Raw genomic sequence first — 15,725 nt, 5'->3', positions numbered from 1 at the left:
TATGGAGAATACTGCCAGTACTATATTAATAAACAGGAGGGAATTTTATGTCGATCAAAGCCATAAATCCGTACCTGACGTTTAACGGCAGCGGACAGGAAGCCATCGCTTTTTATGAAAAAGCTTTAGGCGCTGAGGTGATAGACAGTATGTCATATGGAGAGATGAAAGGCATGGATATACCTGAAGGGGCTGAAAGTCTTATTTTGCATGCCTATTTAAAAATCGGAGGCATGGATATCATGCTGTCTGATTCGCTGCCGGGAAATGAAGAAACGTCCGGCAGTCTCGTATCCATTGCGTTGTTTTTCGAGGACACGTCTTCCGCAGAGCAGGCCTTTCATGCACTGGAGCCCGGCGGAGAAATACTTATGCCTTTGCAGGGAACCTTCTTCAGTCCGGCATACGGCCAGGTAAAAGATTCGTTCGGGGTTCTCTGGCACGTGTCCGCTGCCGGGGAGAATAAATAACAAAAGCTGAAGCCGGAGAATATGCTCCAGCTTCAGCCTCTATCGTAGTGATTCCTTTTCCGGATGGTCTTGGTTACTCTTTTACCAGCTTTTCTTTATTTTTCTGAAACAACTGGACCGCTAAAAACAGCAGAGAAGTAAGCAGAAGAAGCGTCAGCCAGTTTCCGTCATCATAGCTGTTTGTCACAATCAGGTAGGCAAACACAAAGCAGTACATGATCGTAGCATAAATCATTTTAGAGCCGGCCTGTCCTTTGGTCTTTTTATTGTACCGCGTACCGCCGATCGCCTTTTCTTCTTTCTTATATGTAAAATACCAGTATAAAAAGGTAATGCCGCTTGTACCAAGGCTCAGCCCCCAGCTTACGTCGCTTTCTTTTACAACAAAGGTAAAAGGGACGGCAATAACAAATACAAGAGCCGCGTAAATCACAGCGAATTTCAATCGATCTTCCATAACGTCCTCCTTGTCACCTGTTTCTTCTCTTTCTATTATAAGCATATTGTTCTGTTAGAACAATGGTTCCTTTCTGCCGGGAGATAGTTCATCCAATCAGCTGCCAGGCCGTATAATGCTAAAGAACTGGAATGTTAATTTTTAAAATTTTTTATATTTTAACCTCTTCTTTCTGAACTTTTCATAGTATAATAAAGAAAATTACCAACCTTCAGAAAAAGGCTACGCTGTTGAAAAGCAGTTTCGCAAAGTTACAGGTCTAAGGCATATTATGCTAAGACGGCTGGACCGCCTGGGGAATACTCCTAAAGGTGTGAGGGTTGATGACAAAACAGAACGAAAAGAAGCTGGACCACGAATGGATAGCATTGATTCTCGAGGCTAAAAAAACTGGACTTACCGTTGAACAGGTCAGGGATTTTCTACACTACGCGGACGATACAAAAAGAAGCCGTAAACGTACGGCTTCTTATTTGTATGCTAAATAATATTTACCTGGTTTTTCCCGCGGTCTTTTGCGCCATAAAGGGCCTGGTCTGTTTCTTTAGAATGGATTCCATCGAATCTTTGTGGGAAAAATGGGATCCGCCTATCGAAATATTAAGAGTAATCGGGTATGGATTTCTTTCATTATTATTCTGCTGCTGCACAACGTTGAGTATTTTAGACGCTACTTTATTTAAGCCGGCCTTATTTGTTCCCGGCAGCAGAACAGCAAATTCATCGCCGCCGACTCTGGCCAGTATATCCGTTTCCCTCGTAGATTCCCCGATCAGCATAGCAAGCTGTTTAAGCACGATATCTCCTATCTGATGACCGTAGAGATCGTTAACGGCTTTAAAGTTATCCACATCAATAGCCAGCAGCGATAAGCAGGCTCCGCTTCGTTGAAGCATAGCGATTTCCTGCCTCAGCCGGGTTTCGAAATATCTGCGATTGTATAATCCGGTCAATGAGTCGGTTTCTGCCTGATGTTTAAGCTGCATTTCCAGCAGTTTCTGCTTCGTAACGTCAACGTGACGGATCACGACGCCCTCGCTGCCGGTTCCATTTATGACAAGCGGCGTAGCCTGCATGACATTCCACCGTTTTTCCGTCGGCGTATGACAGGAATACTCATACGTGAAATACTTTTCTCTACCTGACAGCACGGAAAGCAGCCCCTCATGAACATAGGTATTGGCTTCCACAGCATGCATGTAGTTGACCCCAACACCCTGAATATCAAAAAGACGGCTGCTGTTGGTGGACTCACGAATCCACTCATCATTTACGAAAAGTATCATTCCGGCACGATCGATTACACATATTTGATCTCCAAGGGAGTTCAAAATAGATTTACTCATCTCTGCCTGGTCGATCATGTCCTTATTATCCATTTTCATGGTAAGCATCCTCTCCAGAATAAACTGCCCGGACAACGTTCAATGAATGTATATACCATTAGTTTAGTCTAAGTATATAAGAAATCTCTTTTTATTTCATTAAAAAATCCAATAATTCCCACATCTATTCACTATATTTTATTTTTACTCAGCTGCTTTTCACTCTATTCCCTTGATTTGGATATTTATAACACTATCTTTTAACAATTTGCTACTGTAAATGTGATAGTTCTTTGTTAACTTATTCTCTCTTAAAAGACATAAATTGACTAAAGGAAAACTCCAGGTTATAAAAACGAGGATTATTTGCAGCTGTATATTTTGTGAAAACAATGTGGTTTGTGAAATTTTATTTACGTCTTTTCATGCTTTTAAAAAAAGAGACACGTTTCAGAAAATGGAAAATGGTGAATGATAGTAAAAGAAGTACCCGGCGATGCTTATTTATATGCAGTAATGTATAAAACAATTATTTGATCAGGGGGGACCTACCATGGCAAAGGCAGTAGACGATATTAAAAATGATGAAGTAACACTGACGCTTGATTACGATGAAGTAGCCGTTCTTCTCGGCATGCTCAATACGCTCCGCGGCGATAAAAAACGGAACGTGCAGCCCTTTATAGATGAATTGTCTAATCCGGAAGAAAAGTAATCAACTGGATCAGGCACGCAGCCCCTGACTTCCATCGCGGAGTCAGGGTTTTTTATACCTTCTTTTATGCCTTGTATATAATAAGAGAACAACGAGGAGAGGCACGGTCGTTACGCCTGTTAAAAACCAATTCGGTTCGCCTGCCTGCAGCACAGCTGCCAGCCCCAGAAGAAAAAATACTGTGGTGACTACAAGCAGAAGGTGCAGCACTCTTCGGTTGAACGTTCTCCTTTCCTGCTTTGTGCCTGATGCTAAATGTAAGTCGGGTGTTACAAAAAATCCGCACACGGCTCCCGTTATGCTCATGTTTAGAACCAGCATCCAATCAATAGCCCCGCTAACGACAAAACCAATCAGAAATCCAACTGCAGCAAAGATGACCATATACACAACAGCTGGTTTGATCCGTCTTTTCATTCGGGTGCCGCCAGTTTATTCAATTCTACGTAAATATCTTCCTTTTCACATTCTCCATACAAAAACGAGGCCGTCGTGCTCATGACATCGTAAAAGGCCCGATGTCCTTCTTTTGTGTTATCCAACCCTACTTCTTTCATAACCGTAAGTTCTATTTCATTAAATTCCTGTTCTTCCATAGCTTCGCTGATATACTGTTTCATCGAGACAATATAATGATTTACCATTTCCTCGGGGATGGGGCTTTTCATCTGTATCAATCCTTTTTTAGTATGGTGAAGCAAATATAACATGTTCGACAGGTGTTGTGAAAACACCTCCGGGGATGGCATATAATCTCCTGCGACCTTCAGCCCGGCGTCCTTATTACTAATTTTCTGTAAGCGCTATCCGTCATTTAACGAATAATGATATAATTTCCAAAAATATGTTTATGCAAAGGGGAGTTCTCATGAGCAACAGCCTGATTGACCGCGCCGAACTGGCCAACTATTTATATAAAGATTTATTTGATAAAATTCATGCAAGCACCAATAGACGGCTTTACTACCCTTCCCCATCCGACCCTACTATTCTTACGGGACTCTCCCTTCAGTTTAACGACAAAAAGGAACTCAACGACTTCTGCAGCCGTCTTCAACATCATTACCGTGCCTGCGATTCCCCACAGTTAAAACCGCTGCTCGTTTATGATATCGACCGGGACCTTGCCCTGGCTGTAAAAGAAGCCGGTTTTTCCATATTTAACGGACATGAGGTTACTCCCATCCCTAAATCAACTTTTATTGCTATAAACGCTGCCCAGCATACTGCAGAAACGGACGGCAGCCATCGTCTGGATTTAACACTAAAATTATATCCAAAAGGTGCCTGATGAGGGCTGGGCTATTTTTACAGGAGGACACCCTTACAATATTAAAATGAAATCAACGAACGAAAAAGCCGGGGTCTTCTCCAATGAGAAGAAGCACCGGCTTTTTTTAACTATTTTTTAATTATCCTGCTTCGCCATATTTCTAATCTGCAGATCATCCTTAACCATAAGTGCCCGTTCTTTTTCTCCTGATGGTCCATCCGTTTCTACAGCCATACCCTGATCCCGGATATACTCCATAAAGCTGTTCAGCTCTACCGTGGACAGACCTTCAATTTCTCCCCGGTCCAATAATTCATTCCACTCGTTAATGTTTTCGTCAAGGCATTTTTTGACAAAGAAATCGATCACTTCCTGATTAAATTCCATGATTAGCCTCCTCTGATTTTAATGCTTTTGCTCTTTACTATTTTATTAAACTGGTCAGCTGTCTGTGCAGTTCGGCATCAAATTCGACTACATATTCCGTGATGCCCGCGGTTTTTGTTTCCGCGCCTATCCCATTTGTATCATCTATACAGATAACTCTATAGTCCTTTTCTTTCGATAACTCTTTTGCTTTTTTTGCATCTGCATCCTCTATTATTAAATGAGAATAGGAACCATCGATTAAGTCAAACAAAGGCTTCGCCTCGGTTCCTTCGTGAATATCTTCTGAGAGCCGTTCTCCCTGTTCATATACTTTAATGCTGACTGACATACTATTCCTCCTAAGGTATTTTAATAAGCTATACCCTATTTCAAACAAGATAAATAGTACTCTTCTTATTTTGTATCTTCGTGAAACGTTACGTTAATAACCTCGTCCGGGCTGAAGGCAGCAGATTCCTCAGCACTGCCGATAATCTGGTACGTTCCGCCATGCTTCATTAATTGACTTCTCAACTCTTCCTGGTCTGACTCACTTGTTTTTCCGTCCGGCAGCACAATATCTTTATAGCTTCCGTCCAACAGTACGACTCGTCCATACATGGTTGCGACCCTCCTCTAATGATACGGCTGCTTACCCTATTCCCGAAAAAAGAAAGAAGAACCTATTATTGGATTATTATTTTACATTTTATTAAATATAAACTGTCCTAAAAGTCCATTAAGCAGACAAAACTCTTATATGACGATGTGATAAAAAGATATAAATAGAACGAAAAACACCTCGGATTCCAGTTGATAGGAATCCGAGGTGTTTTAATGGATCTCTTTTTTCTCATTAAATTTCACAAAAGTAGATTTTAGGACAACACCTATTATTTCAGATACTTGTCTATCGATACATGTACTTCGCTTTTACGCTTATTATAATCTTCTTCGGTCATTATTCCTTCTTTGATCATAATATCTTTTAGTACTTCTACACTTTTAGCAGCATCTATTAATGCCTCGCGATTGTGCTGGGTAATAGCCTCTACCTCTTTAGAGCGCTTTTCGGATTCCTTTGATTGTTCCTTCATGAGATCCCCCTAAATTTGTGGCTTACCACCATTCTGAAACCCAATAGGAGAAAAAGCGAATAATTTGTTTATCAACCCCGGCTCTTTAAAATAGGCACTTTCCAGACGATATTGTTAAAAACCTCTGCATGCGCAGACTTATTCCTTGTTATAGGTGTAGTCTTCTCCATACACTCTGGACCAATAGCTTGCCTTTACTACCCCTGTATAGATAGTCTGCAGCCCAAGAAGTATGACAATCACCATTATAAACCTCATATGCAATATGTTAACAGAAGTAACTGCATTCTTTAGTACATCATACACAAGCGATCCAAATCCAAACAGTAAATAACCGCCAACCGCTGTCATAAACAAATACCCGGCACTTACTAAAAAAATGAAGAAGACGTTCAGTCGATTCTTTTTCACCGCATTCACCATCATTTATCAATATGTCTGTGCACGGTTTCAACTGCTTATATGTATTTCTTTCCCTGTACACAGCAATCACATCATACAACTTTCAGTGAATTCCTGCAATCTCAGTGAAAAACTATAATCTGAATATCGTTCTCATGGCAGGGATCATATACGCCTCCTCCAGCTATACTTGCTGATAGCTCCCTGTTATATTGATTTCTCTGAATAAACCCGGCTGTCGGCCTGTCTACATCCACTCACTAGCCACCATCATGCTATACACTTCCGATTTATCTTCTTTGTTCTGGGGGAATCTGTGGAAACATATGTGTTCGTAAGATGCGGGAGAGTCTTTTGTTTTCTCTGTATTTCTCAATAAACTGGTCTATTAACAGCATGTAGTTACCTCTTTATTTTTTAGCATTACTTACTGTGACATCTCTTTCATCTCTTTCATCTCTTTCATCTCTTTCACCCCTTTCAATCATAGAGTAGGTGTTTTCTTGAAACCCCTATTTTATGTGCTATTTCTGCTTGGGTCATGTTTTTATTCTATCTCGTTTCAAGAAGCTATAACCTCATTATCAGTACCTCCTTGACATGATATGCGTATTTACAATAGATTTTTAGAAATAATTACACTTTTCGTGTAAAAACTATAATTACACATAATGTGTATATATAATAGAAGTTAATAAAATGATGGGAGAGCTTATAATGTTAAATGTTAGATTAGCTGCTCTTAGAAAAGAAACTAAGGTAAATCAAACAGAAATGGCTAAACGTCTTGGAATTGCTAGAACTACTTATGCTATGTATAAACAAGGAAATCGTAACCCTGATTATGAAACATTAAATAATATTGCTAACTATTTCGATTTAACCACTGACTATCTACTGGGCCGCTCGGACTACCCTTCTATGACAGAAAGCGGCTCCACCTTTGCGAATAAGTACAGGATTTTTGAGAGTAACGATGAGGAACGGGATTTCGCTATGAACTATGAGGACTGGAGCGACGAAGAGAAAGAAGAAATGCGGGAGTTTGTGCGTTTCAAAATGGAACAGAGAAAGAAAAACGTAACAAGTAATTGGCTGGCGTTCTGTTACTATTTTTTTGTTTCATTATCCACCTCTAAGTTAATAATATTTAATTGAGGGATAACATGAAGAAATTTTTATTATCTACGTTGACGCTGATAAGCATTTTAGTTTTAGGAGGCTGTAGCGAATCAGAGGGATCTGAAGAGGAAGAAGTTCCAGAAGAAAGTGAAGATACTACGGAAGAAAAAGAAGCTGATATCCCTGAAAGTACCGCAAACAAGATATCGAGAGAAATATTTGGTGATGCTCTCATAGATACCGAATATTATGAGGCGAGTAATCATGTTAATATTTATGTTAACTTAAATAACCTTAGTGACGGTTTAACTAATAACATGATAAAAACCGAGGCTTACAGTGATGTAACTAATTTATTAATAGCATTACAGAATGAATATGCTTTTGATGACGTTTATGTTGAGTTTGAAACTACCTTAGTTAATCATTATGAAGAAAGAAAAGATAAAGTAATTGCAATTGATTTTGAAAAAGAGACAATAGAACGTGTAGATTTTGATAACTTTTTGAGTCCTGATATTCCTAATGAAGCCGATCATTATTGGGAACATCCGTTATTTTCAGAGTAATATTTAGTCCTATTAACTAGGGCTTTTATTTCGACCTAAAAACGAACATATATTCGCTTTTATTTACTAGGGGGTATTTAAAATGAATAACAATACGACATTAGAGAATGATATAGAGATGATTTATGAGCAGTTTCAATTAACGTATATTAAAAAACATGACTTGAAGAATTAGCTGCTCGTTTTGGGGCAGCATACTATAGCGTGGCCCCGCAAAATATGGTGATAGATGATGTCATCTTTATAAAAAAAGATCAGCAAATGAAGTAAGAGAAACTTTCGCTCATGAATTAGGTCATTACCTAAGACATGTAGGCACCCAAAGATATATGCCTATAGGGTATCAGCAGTAAACAGAATGGCAGGCTGATAAATTATAATATTCTGATTTTTTAAATAATTATGTTATATTTAGAGGAAGAGAAAAAACATAATAAGTAATTGGCTGTCGTCCTATTGCTTATTTTTTGTGTTATTTATTCACTCACAGATTAATAGTTATTAATTGGATGACACTCTGGAAGAACATGCCCTATCTTTACTGTCGCTAAGCAGTATTTTTAGTTTCTGGAGCCTGCAGGGGTTAGAAGAATCCGAAAAGGAAAATGTAGAATATCCCCAAATTTAGCCAGATCTATAAATGTTTGCTTTATATAGAAATGTTGAAATCGTAAACAGTTTATGAAAGGTGGGGCCGAATGATATGGGACGATATTTAAAAAGTGCCAAATGGTACCATAAAGTACCTGGCTTCCGATCCGGACAATGGTGGAAAGCATTGATAGCTCTCATTGGCTATGGTTTTATGCTTTTGCTACTTTTAGGAGGTATTGCTTCATTATTGGATGATCGCACGGCTGCCGAAATTACGGCTGACAGTGAAGCTAGACAGGAGGAGCGTCAGTTAGAAAAAGAAGAAGAGCAGCTTGCAGAAGAAAAAGAAAGCAAAGCCGTTGCGGTTGAAAACGAAGAACTAGCAGCCAATGATGAAACGATATCGACTTTAGAAGAAGAATTGGCTACTACAGAGGAACAACTGGAGATAGCAGCCGAACAAATAATTACTTTAGAAGCTGAAATTAGTTCATTACAAGGCAATGAAGAAGCTCTGAAAGAAGCCGAAACTGCATTAGAGGAAACTCAAGAACAACTGGACGAACTAAAAAGCGAAGAGAATACTGCATTAGAAGAAACTGAACAAAAATTGAAGAGGTTGAACTGCAAAATGAAGAATTTACTGAAAGTACAACAGAGAAAGAAGAGGAACTTATAGAAGTTAAAGAAGAATTAGAAGCTTCACAAGAGAAGGTAGCAGAACTCGAAACAGAAATATCTAATACCACATCTTCTCCTTCTTCTAACAGCAGTTCATCTGATTCTAATAATTCATCAACGCAATCTAACTCTTCAAATGACAACAGTTCTACCTCATCTGATTCATCGTCAATTTATTATAAAAACTGCACTGCAGCGAGATCGGCCGGAGCTGCTCCTGTATATAGAGGAGAACCTGGTTACGCCAAGCATTTAGATCGTGATGGTGACGGAGTCGGATGTGAATAAATTAAAATAAGTCATAGACAATGGACACTTATCGTCATATGTAAAAACAAAAATCCAGCGCCTCCTCTTTTTAGAGTAAGCGCTGGATTTCTTTTCTATTAACAGCAGTCGCTGTCGGAGCCGCCGTCCATTACAAGGCCGGACTGCCCGTCACTATTGGTTTGTACGTCCAATGTGATGTTCTCGACGTGTGGAAGCACCTGCTTCTCAATCGCTACGTCGATGCCGTTGATTTCGCGTCTTTCATCATCTTCTGCTGGCTCATCCAGAGCCAGACCCAATTTAGGGCCTCCTCAGCCCATGCCTGAAAAGACGACGCGGATATTGCCGGCGCTGTGTTCTTTCATCACGCCGTGAATAAATTCTTTTGCCTGATCGGTAATGTTCATGGTATCTCTCCTTTTCTATTTCTTAGTATAAGGGATTTTTTCTGTGGTTTAAACCGGGTGATCCTGTTTTTTTACCTTGATTGCGTACGCTATCGTTTCGCTGCTGTTTTTAAGCATCCATCCGAGGGAAGGATGATTGTCCAGCACCGGCGACGGCTTGATTGCTTCAAACGTGTCTTCGTCGGTTGTGACCGTATATGCGTCGTCAGCTGATTCCACCGGAACCAGGGAATACTCCCGAATTCCTTGTCAGCCGCCGGTGAGCTTTGAGTCCAGGCGGAAAGCCATTATACTGCCGGGCAGCCCCTGCATGGTTTGTTCCGCTCTTTCGGTTAATCGGATTGTATGCATAGCTATTCCTCCTTTGTCCTACTAATAATTGTAGATTCAGGCCGGGCGGAAAGCAAGAAAACCAGCTTTTGCCTTTTATTAAAACCTGAGTGCGGTCTGACTATTTTTAGCATTAAGAAAGGAGGCTCCCTTAGGAAGCCCCCTTATTAAACGCGTGTACTATTACAATGCGAAGCCTATTGGTAATGGCTGGTGAAAAATCTTCACGTAGGAAGGGACCTGCCCGCTCCTTTTTGCTTCGATTAACCGGTCGTACATTCGTTTGCCGCCTACGGCATTGGCTGAGTGAATCGTAATGCAGTCAGGAAAAATTTTGTGTTCCAGTAAGTGCAGCACGACTTCAAATCCGTTCTTTGCATAACTTCCTAAGTCGTGATCCAATGATAAGTGAGATACCAGTTTTTTGGATCGGATCATGGCAATACATTCTGCTACAGTTTCTACTAGAATATACCCGCTCGGACAAGGCCTCACATCATCCAGGAAAATATTGTACTTTTGTACGTTTTCCATACATCCTCCTTTATAATATGAGAAATGTGTGTTCATGTCTTAGTGGCTGTTAAACTATAGTATAACAGAAAATATGCCTTATTTCTACCCATTATTCAAACCGGCTCTGCAGAAGGTTCTTCACCTGTTCCACGTCCTCTATGGTATAGGTGATTTCTATCCCTTCTTCGATCCGGCGGCTCGATTCTATATTGTGCTTCCAGCTTTCTGCGAAATCCGCCCACCATCTTTCCCACTGGCCGGTAAAATGATCGCGCATCTGCCCCCATTCTTTTTCCAGCAGCTCATCGGCAGGCGGACGCAGTTCTTCTTCGAGCTCGTCTTTAAATGGTTTAATCTGCTGATCCATAAAAAATGCGCTGTAGGAGGTGTAACTGCTGAAAAAGGAAAACGTCATCCGGTCAAGCGGCGGCTGTTCGTTGGACGAAAAACTGTCAAATTGAGGAAGCTCCCAGTGAAATGCAGACAGCATTGATTCGGGAATCTGTTCGGAAAATGTTTCCGCTATACGTTGGCTCCGCTCTTTCATGTACTGCTCCATCCGGTAGCCGGTTGCCTGCAGTTCTTTATCAAATTCCAGAAACACTTCCTGCACGAGGCTGTTAGTCTGCCGCTTGATCTGCTCGGCGAAGGAACGCTCCTTTTGAAACGCATAGGGCGTAAAATAATCTTTAAACAGGTCATAGTAGCGGTAGAACACGCGCTGCTTTACATAAAACAGCAGCTCTTCCATCTCGCGGTGCATCATATCCACCTCGAGCGCAAAGGAATACGCCTGCAGCTGATGTTCCGCTTCCTTCAGAGCATTCAGACGCTGCTGCTTTTTTTCCTGCTGACGGGAAGCATCCAGCGCCGCTGTCTCCATCATATCCTCCAGAGTGCGGACAGCCTGGCGGATTTCGCCCCGTCCTTCCTCCAGCACAATTCCCTGCAGCTGCTCATAGGAAAACTGCTCAAACGCTTCCATAAAGTTATCCATGCCGGATACCGGGCGGCTCCCGCCTCCGGCCTGCAGGCTTGATACCGGATATACCGGAGGGTCTTCCAGGCCAAAGGACTCCAGCTCCCGCTTCACGTAGCGAATGACGCTTTCCAGCTCTTCTGTATCTTCGGCGAGATCTGCGGCGTTCACGAGGAAAAAGATTTTGTTATAGGAAAAATACTGCGTCAGGCGGCCAAGCTGGGTGAGAAACATGACGTCGGCACGCGAAAACGCATGATTGTAATACGTCGCAAAAAAGATCGCATCGGCTTTTTTCATTTCTTCAAATGCCAGCAGCGTATGACGTTTATAAATGCTGTGTACGCCGGGCGTATCCGTGAGCGTATAGCCTTTATCTGTAAAAGCGCCGGCGGCATCGACATCGGCCCGATCGATCATTCATCGCCTCTTTCCGCATTTCCTGTCAGCTGCTGGAACGCTTCGAGCTTCATTTCTACACGGGTGCCCTGCTGGTCCTCGTAGTTTCGAAAACGACGTTTCATATTCATCCAGCCGGTTTTTTCTTCTGCGTCCAACAGCAGCAGTGGATCTATCCATTCCTCTTTTCTACTTTCCTTATTGTCCTCTTCTTTTTGATTCTCCTGCTTTTTCTTCTGCTCAGCGAGTTTTTTGCGGCGCTCTTCTTTTAAAGCCGCCCATTCATTCATGGAACCAACTGCGGTGTTTGTTTTGAAAAAGCAGTTCATTCATTTCTTCAATGACCCGTTCTTCGGTTTTATAGACAACCGAAACCGTTCCATGGCTGGCCGGCGCTGCCGGACGGATCGTCGTTACAAACGCAGTGGTTGGGTGCGAAGAAACGGGCAGCAGCGGCTCGCCGATGAGCGCATTGGCAAAGGTCGTTTTGCCGGAGCTGAACGCGCCAAATAAAGCGACCCGGTAAGCAGCCTGCTCGAGGCGTTCTGCTTTGCTGTTCAGCGAAGCGGCGGCGGCATCCAGAACCCGGAATCCCTTCATCATATCGGCGGCCTCCCGCAGTTCATGCGGAGCCTCTCCACGGGCCGGCCGGGCTCCGTTCCGGCTGCCGTGCCGCTCATACCATTCCTGAATAGGAAACGTCAGCGGCTTCTGCGTGCCTGCCGCTTTTATCTCATAGGACCCGGACACGGATGTATGTACCGGCTCAAAGGGCTCGGCCGCTTCCCAAAAGGCATTCATCCATTCTTCTGCCGTTTTCACCCACTGCTCCTGCCTTGCCTGCCACGCTTCTGCTTCTTCCAGCAGCTCGGCCGCCCTAATACGACGATTTTCCAGACGCACGGCTTCTTTTTTCTGCTCTGCGGCAAGCAGGGTTTTGATTTTCGGCAGCAGCTGAATCAGCTGCTGCTTGTACACGCGCTTAATTTCTTCGGTGAGCCAGCGGCTGAAGCTGAGCACATACCCCTGCGTAAAAGCGGCTCCGGTGCGTTCAGCCCTGCTGATTAATTCATCATCAATGGTACAGGTCATATCGAGCAGACTGCGCTGCAGATTCTGGTCTTCCACGCGGTACGAAGCCAGCAGGTTTGTCATTTGTTCGCGAAGCGGGATATCAATATAGTTGCGGGCATTTTCCGTAAGACTGCTTTTCAGTGCTTCCAGCCTCTCCTCGCGAGAACGACGGGTTTTGTTTTTGCCGAACAGCCCTTTGATCCGGTAGGCCGTCTGGCGCGATTCGAGGTAATCCCTGGCGGCATTGCGGGTATGATAGGGCGTCAGCTTCGCATTCGTAAATATTAGATCCACTGTGGCAAATATTCTTTTTTCGAGCGTATCCTGCCACTCCTCCATTTCCTCCTGCTTCTGCACCGCCTGGAGCTTTTCTTCCTGCAGATACTTCAGAGAAGCATACTGCTCGAGGGCCCGGTGGATATCTTTTGGCGGGTGCTGCTGTTTTTCTTTCTGCCCGGCTACTTCTGCCATCATCCGGTACAGGCTTTTAGCCGCCGTCTGGGACACCTGGATATCGCGGGGCACCGAAGCCGAAAATAAGTACTCCATAAGCTTTTCCCATTGCTCAGGGGTCTGTTCCGGAAAGCGTGAGGAAATAAAATACACGTCGTTATAACGGATGCCCCGTTTTTGAAAAGAAGCTTCCATCCGTTCCCGGAATGCATCGATTGTTCCCTGCTCCGGGTTATGCTTGTCGGCCTGGTTAACGATTAAAACCGGCCGGATGTCCATTTGATTGAGCTTGCTTAAAAAAGCAATGTTTTCTTCAGATTCCACCTGCTGGTAGTCCATAACGTAACAAACCGTATCGGCTTCCGGCAGCCGCGACTCCGCGGCGAGCTGATGGGTCTCTACTGTCGAATCAATACCCGGCGTATCAATCAGCTCCACCCCGTCCGGAAGTTTGGTTTCCGCGTCCTGCAGATACACTTCCTTCACCGCGCCTCCCTGCTGAAACCAGTTTGCGTCCCAGGCGTCCAGATCCGGAAACACCGTGTCCGGCCGGCTGTCTTCGTGTACGAGCGTAATGCCGGGACGACCTTTCTGGAAGTGCACAACGTTAGCGCTGGTTGGAATCGGGTGCGAAGGCAGATGATCTTCGCCGATCAACCGATTAATAAACGTGGACTTACCTGCTGAAAACACCCCGCAGCATAAAATGGTTTTCCGGCCGGCGTGCCACTTTTCTTCAATTCCTTCGAGCACCTCCTGCGTATCCTCATCGGCCCATTCAGCAAGCCGGGTTTTCAGGTCAAGGAGCGGCTCTTTTTTAAATTTACGGCGGGCCCAGAATTCGTCCCTCTTCTCACGGGAGAGCAGTACATCCTGGACGGAAGGCATTTTCATCTGCGCAGAACTCCTTTCGATGAACGACTATTTCTGCTGCGGTTAAACAGCAAACGCTTTCGCGCTGTTTCTAAAAAAAGAGGCCTGCAGGAGGCCCCTAAATCAAATGGTCTTTTTCAAATAAATACTCATATGGGATATCAATAAACACATACAGGTCATCGGTAAGCGGATGCGAATACGTGCGGATCATCTCATTCTGATGGATATCAGAATACAGATCAGAAAGGATGCCTCGTTTTTCAAAATTCATGCGGACAATGTTCTCGAGAAAATACGGCCGCCAGCTCCAGTTACGGTTGCGGCCTTCCGGGTGGTATGTCCAGCCCTCGGTTTCCTTTAAGGCATTTCCTGACTTCTGGTAGCCTTCGTGGTCGCAGATATACACCCGAAAAGAGATATCTTCCAGCGCGTGCGCAATGTTCATCGTGAGAGCATCCACATCGGTCCACTGGCCTTCTTTTTTCAAAATCGCTCCCAGCCGTTTGTTCATCGACGTCATTAATTCAATCTGGGCTTCCATTTTTTTGCGTTCCAGCGTAATAAAATGATGAAAATCTTTGCGGAGTACTTCGGTAAGCATCTGCTTGTCGCTGAACGCGTTTTTCGGCTTGCGCAGGTAATCGCCCTGAAAGTAGCGGGCCCCGTTTCTCCAGGCGTAGTTGAGCTGATTAAAGCCGTTTACTTCTTCAAACAAGAGCGAAGCGCCGATTTTTCGTGACAGCATCGATAAGGAATGCAGCACATCCCGGAACATGCTCGGAATGGAGTTTTCCTCCGTAAAGGCCAGATCAACTTTAATAATATTCGGCATCAGGTAGGCAATCTGATCCAGATTGGTCGTATTTTTGCCGACATCATCCAGCGCGACTTTAATGCCGAGGCTCTGCACGTACTGCACGAAATGCTTCAGCTGGGACTGGTCCCCGATAAAATGGTGTTCCTTAAGCTCGAGCACGATTTTGTCGAAAGTGAGTCCCTTTTCCTGAAATTCCTTCAGGCGTTCGACAAAGCTTTCGCCGCCGTCCTGAACCAGCAGATTCACATCTACATTTAAAAACAGCACTTCATCGCGTCCCTCTTCCAGATAGGCGTTCAACGCCTGGTCATGAATATGATCTTCGACCTCCTGGCGGTATTCATCCGGAATGCTGTGATCCTGAAAAAACACGCGCAGGCTCATGCTTTCGGTTTCATTTTCGTGAAATCGTCCCATCACTTCATACCCGGTAATTTCCAGAGTGTCGGCGCTGACAATCGGTTGAAAATGGGCTACGACTTTTTCTTTCTGCATCACTATATCTAACGCATCCACATGTATCACCTTCT

The 15,725-nt window shown here is 43.6% G+C and carries 24 protein-coding genes and 1 riboswitch; of the genes, 8 read left to right on the top strand and 16 right to left on the bottom strand.

All coding sequences use genetic code 11. From position 1 onward, the window contains the following. The first annotated feature begins 47 nt into the window (after positions 1-47). Positions 48-470, top strand: a complete 423-nt coding sequence (locus MMY81_RS07440; RefSeq protein ID WP_252312290.1) for a VOC family protein — start codon at positions 48-50, stop codon at positions 468-470. Positions 471-543: 73 nt separating this feature from the next. On the opposite strand, the gene MMY81_RS07435 is transcribed toward MMY81_RS07440, so the two are convergent. Then, on the bottom strand, positions 544-927 hold the full coding sequence (locus tag MMY81_RS07435) for a hypothetical protein (protein WP_252312289.1): 384 nt from the start codon (positions 925-927) through the stop codon (positions 544-546). A 210-nt stretch (positions 928-1,137) separates the two neighbouring features. After that, a riboswitch (cyclic di-GMP riboswitch) is annotated at positions 1,138-1,223 on the top strand. A 27-nt stretch (positions 1,224-1,250) separates the two neighbouring features. On the opposite strand from MMY81_RS07435, the gene MMY81_RS07430 reads away from it, so the two are divergent. After that, a complete protein-coding gene (locus MMY81_RS07430; RefSeq protein WP_252312288.1) occupies positions 1,251-1,415 on the top strand; it encodes an anti-repressor SinI family protein in 165 nt (54 codons plus the stop codon). Between the two features lie 3 nt (positions 1,416-1,418). Here the strand turns inward: MMY81_RS07430 and MMY81_RS07425 are convergent, their stop codons facing one another. Further along, positions 1,419-2,312, bottom strand: a complete 894-nt coding sequence (locus MMY81_RS07425; protein ID WP_252312287.1) for a sensor domain-containing diguanylate cyclase — start codon at positions 2,310-2,312, stop codon at positions 1,419-1,421. Positions 2,313-2,805: 493 nt separating this feature from the next. Between MMY81_RS07425 and MMY81_RS07420 the strand changes: the two genes are divergently transcribed. Next, a complete protein-coding gene (locus MMY81_RS07420; protein WP_170146833.1) occupies positions 2,806-2,967 on the top strand; it encodes a hypothetical protein in 162 nt (53 codons plus the stop codon). A gap of 42 nt (positions 2,968-3,009) precedes the next feature. Here the strand turns inward: MMY81_RS07420 and MMY81_RS07415 are convergent, their stop codons facing one another. Both MMY81_RS07415 and MMY81_RS07410 read right to left on the bottom strand, forming a co-directional pair. After that, a complete protein-coding gene (locus MMY81_RS07415) occupies positions 3,010-3,384 on the bottom strand; it encodes a hypothetical protein (RefSeq protein ID WP_252312286.1) in 375 nt (124 codons plus the stop codon). Further along, the gene (locus MMY81_RS07410) at positions 3,381-3,635 is read right to left on the bottom strand and encodes a hypothetical protein (protein ID WP_252312285.1); all 255 of its coding nucleotides are present in this window, start codon (positions 3,633-3,635) and stop codon (positions 3,381-3,383) included. Before MMY81_RS07410 ends, MMY81_RS07415 begins: the two co-directional genes overlap by 4 nt. 200 nt (positions 3,636-3,835) lie before the next feature. On the opposite strand from MMY81_RS07410, the gene MMY81_RS07405 reads away from it, so the two are divergent. Next, positions 3,836-4,258, top strand: a complete 423-nt coding sequence (locus tag MMY81_RS07405) for a hypothetical protein (RefSeq protein WP_252312284.1) — start codon at positions 3,836-3,838, stop codon at positions 4,256-4,258. A gap of 117 nt (positions 4,259-4,375) precedes the next feature. Here MMY81_RS07405 and MMY81_RS07400 read toward each other — a convergent pair whose 3' ends face one another. The 5 genes from MMY81_RS07400 to MMY81_RS07380 all read right to left on the bottom strand — a co-directional run bounded on the left by MMY81_RS07400 (position 4,376) and on the right by MMY81_RS07380 (position 6,117). After that, a complete protein-coding gene (locus MMY81_RS07400) occupies positions 4,376-4,627 on the bottom strand; it encodes a hypothetical protein (RefSeq protein ID WP_252312283.1) in 252 nt (83 codons plus the stop codon). Between the two features lie 37 nt (positions 4,628-4,664). After that, entirely contained in the window at positions 4,665-4,958 is a 294-nt protein-coding gene (locus MMY81_RS07395; protein ID WP_120192099.1) for a hypothetical protein, read from the bottom strand. A 65-nt stretch (positions 4,959-5,023) separates the two neighbouring features. Further along, the gene (locus MMY81_RS07390) at positions 5,024-5,230 is read right to left on the bottom strand and encodes a hypothetical protein (RefSeq protein ID WP_252312282.1); all 207 of its coding nucleotides are present in this window, start codon (positions 5,228-5,230) and stop codon (positions 5,024-5,026) included. Positions 5,231-5,502: 272 nt separating this feature from the next. Beyond that, positions 5,503-5,706, bottom strand: coding sequence for a hypothetical protein (locus MMY81_RS07385; RefSeq protein WP_252312281.1), 204 nt, complete (start codon positions 5,704-5,706; stop codon positions 5,503-5,505). A 138-nt stretch (positions 5,707-5,844) separates the two neighbouring features. Beyond that, positions 5,845-6,117, bottom strand: a complete 273-nt coding sequence (locus tag MMY81_RS07380; protein WP_252312280.1) for a hypothetical protein — start codon at positions 6,115-6,117, stop codon at positions 5,845-5,847. A gap of 690 nt (positions 6,118-6,807) precedes the next feature. Here MMY81_RS07380 and MMY81_RS07375 point away from each other — a divergent pair. From MMY81_RS07375 to MMY81_RS35050, 4 genes are all read left to right on the top strand, one after another. Continuing rightward, positions 6,808-7,266 carry a helix-turn-helix domain-containing protein gene (locus MMY81_RS07375; protein ID WP_252312279.1) on the top strand — a complete coding sequence of 153 codons (459 nt, stop codon included), beginning with the start codon at positions 6,808-6,810 and terminating at the stop codon, positions 7,264-7,266. Positions 7,267-7,274: 8 nt separating this feature from the next. Beyond that, positions 7,275-7,799, top strand: coding sequence for a hypothetical protein (locus MMY81_RS07370; protein WP_252312278.1), 525 nt, complete (start codon positions 7,275-7,277; stop codon positions 7,797-7,799). Positions 7,800-8,502: 703 nt separating this feature from the next. Then, on the top strand, positions 8,503-9,072 hold the full coding sequence (locus tag MMY81_RS07365) for a hypothetical protein (protein ID WP_252312277.1): 570 nt from the start codon (positions 8,503-8,505) through the stop codon (positions 9,070-9,072). Continuing rightward, a complete protein-coding gene (locus tag MMY81_RS35050; RefSeq protein ID WP_374561556.1) occupies positions 9,003-9,362 on the top strand; it encodes an excalibur calcium-binding domain-containing protein in 360 nt (119 codons plus the stop codon). Before MMY81_RS07365 ends, MMY81_RS35050 begins: the two co-directional genes overlap by 70 nt. Positions 9,363-9,460: 98 nt before the next feature. Here the strand turns inward: MMY81_RS35050 and MMY81_RS36235 are convergent, their stop codons facing one another. The 7 genes from MMY81_RS36235 to MMY81_RS07330 all read right to left on the bottom strand — a co-directional run bounded on the left by MMY81_RS36235 (position 9,461) and on the right by MMY81_RS07330 (position 15,711). Then, entirely contained in the window at positions 9,461-9,751 is a 291-nt protein-coding gene (locus MMY81_RS36235; RefSeq protein ID WP_483882482.1) for an iron-sulfur cluster biosynthesis family protein, read from the bottom strand. Positions 9,752-9,799: 48 nt separating this feature from the next. Beyond that, the gene (locus tag MMY81_RS07355) at positions 9,800-9,970 is read right to left on the bottom strand and encodes a hypothetical protein (RefSeq protein ID WP_170146835.1); all 171 of its coding nucleotides are present in this window, start codon (positions 9,968-9,970) and stop codon (positions 9,800-9,802) included. Between the two features lie 294 nt (positions 9,971-10,264). Continuing rightward, on the bottom strand, positions 10,265-10,615 hold the full coding sequence (locus MMY81_RS07350; protein WP_120192123.1) for a cyclic-phosphate processing receiver domain-containing protein: 351 nt from the start codon (positions 10,613-10,615) through the stop codon (positions 10,265-10,267). Positions 10,616-10,706: 91 nt separating this feature from the next. Further along, complete coding sequence (locus MMY81_RS07345) at positions 10,707-11,996, bottom strand: dynamin family protein (RefSeq protein WP_252312275.1); 1,290 nt, start codon at positions 11,994-11,996, stop codon at positions 10,707-10,709. After that, complete coding sequence (locus MMY81_RS07340) at positions 11,993-12,265, bottom strand: hypothetical protein (protein ID WP_252312274.1); 273 nt, start codon at positions 12,263-12,265, stop codon at positions 11,993-11,995. Before MMY81_RS07340 ends, MMY81_RS07345 begins: the two co-directional genes overlap by 4 nt. Next, a complete protein-coding gene (locus tag MMY81_RS07335; protein ID WP_252312273.1) occupies positions 12,258-14,396 on the bottom strand; it encodes a dynamin family protein in 2,139 nt (712 codons plus the stop codon). The genes MMY81_RS07340 and MMY81_RS07335 overlap by 8 nt, the downstream gene beginning before the upstream one ends. Before the next feature lie 97 nt (positions 14,397-14,493). Further along, positions 14,494-15,711: an EAL domain-containing protein gene (locus MMY81_RS07330; protein WP_252312272.1), complete on the bottom strand. Its 1,218-nt coding sequence runs from the start codon at positions 15,709-15,711 to the stop codon at positions 14,494-14,496. Positions 15,712-15,725: the final 14 nt, after the last annotated feature.

This window comes from Sinobaca sp. H24 (assembly GCF_023845525.1).
This window is presented reverse-complemented; position numbering and strand designations above follow the sequence as displayed.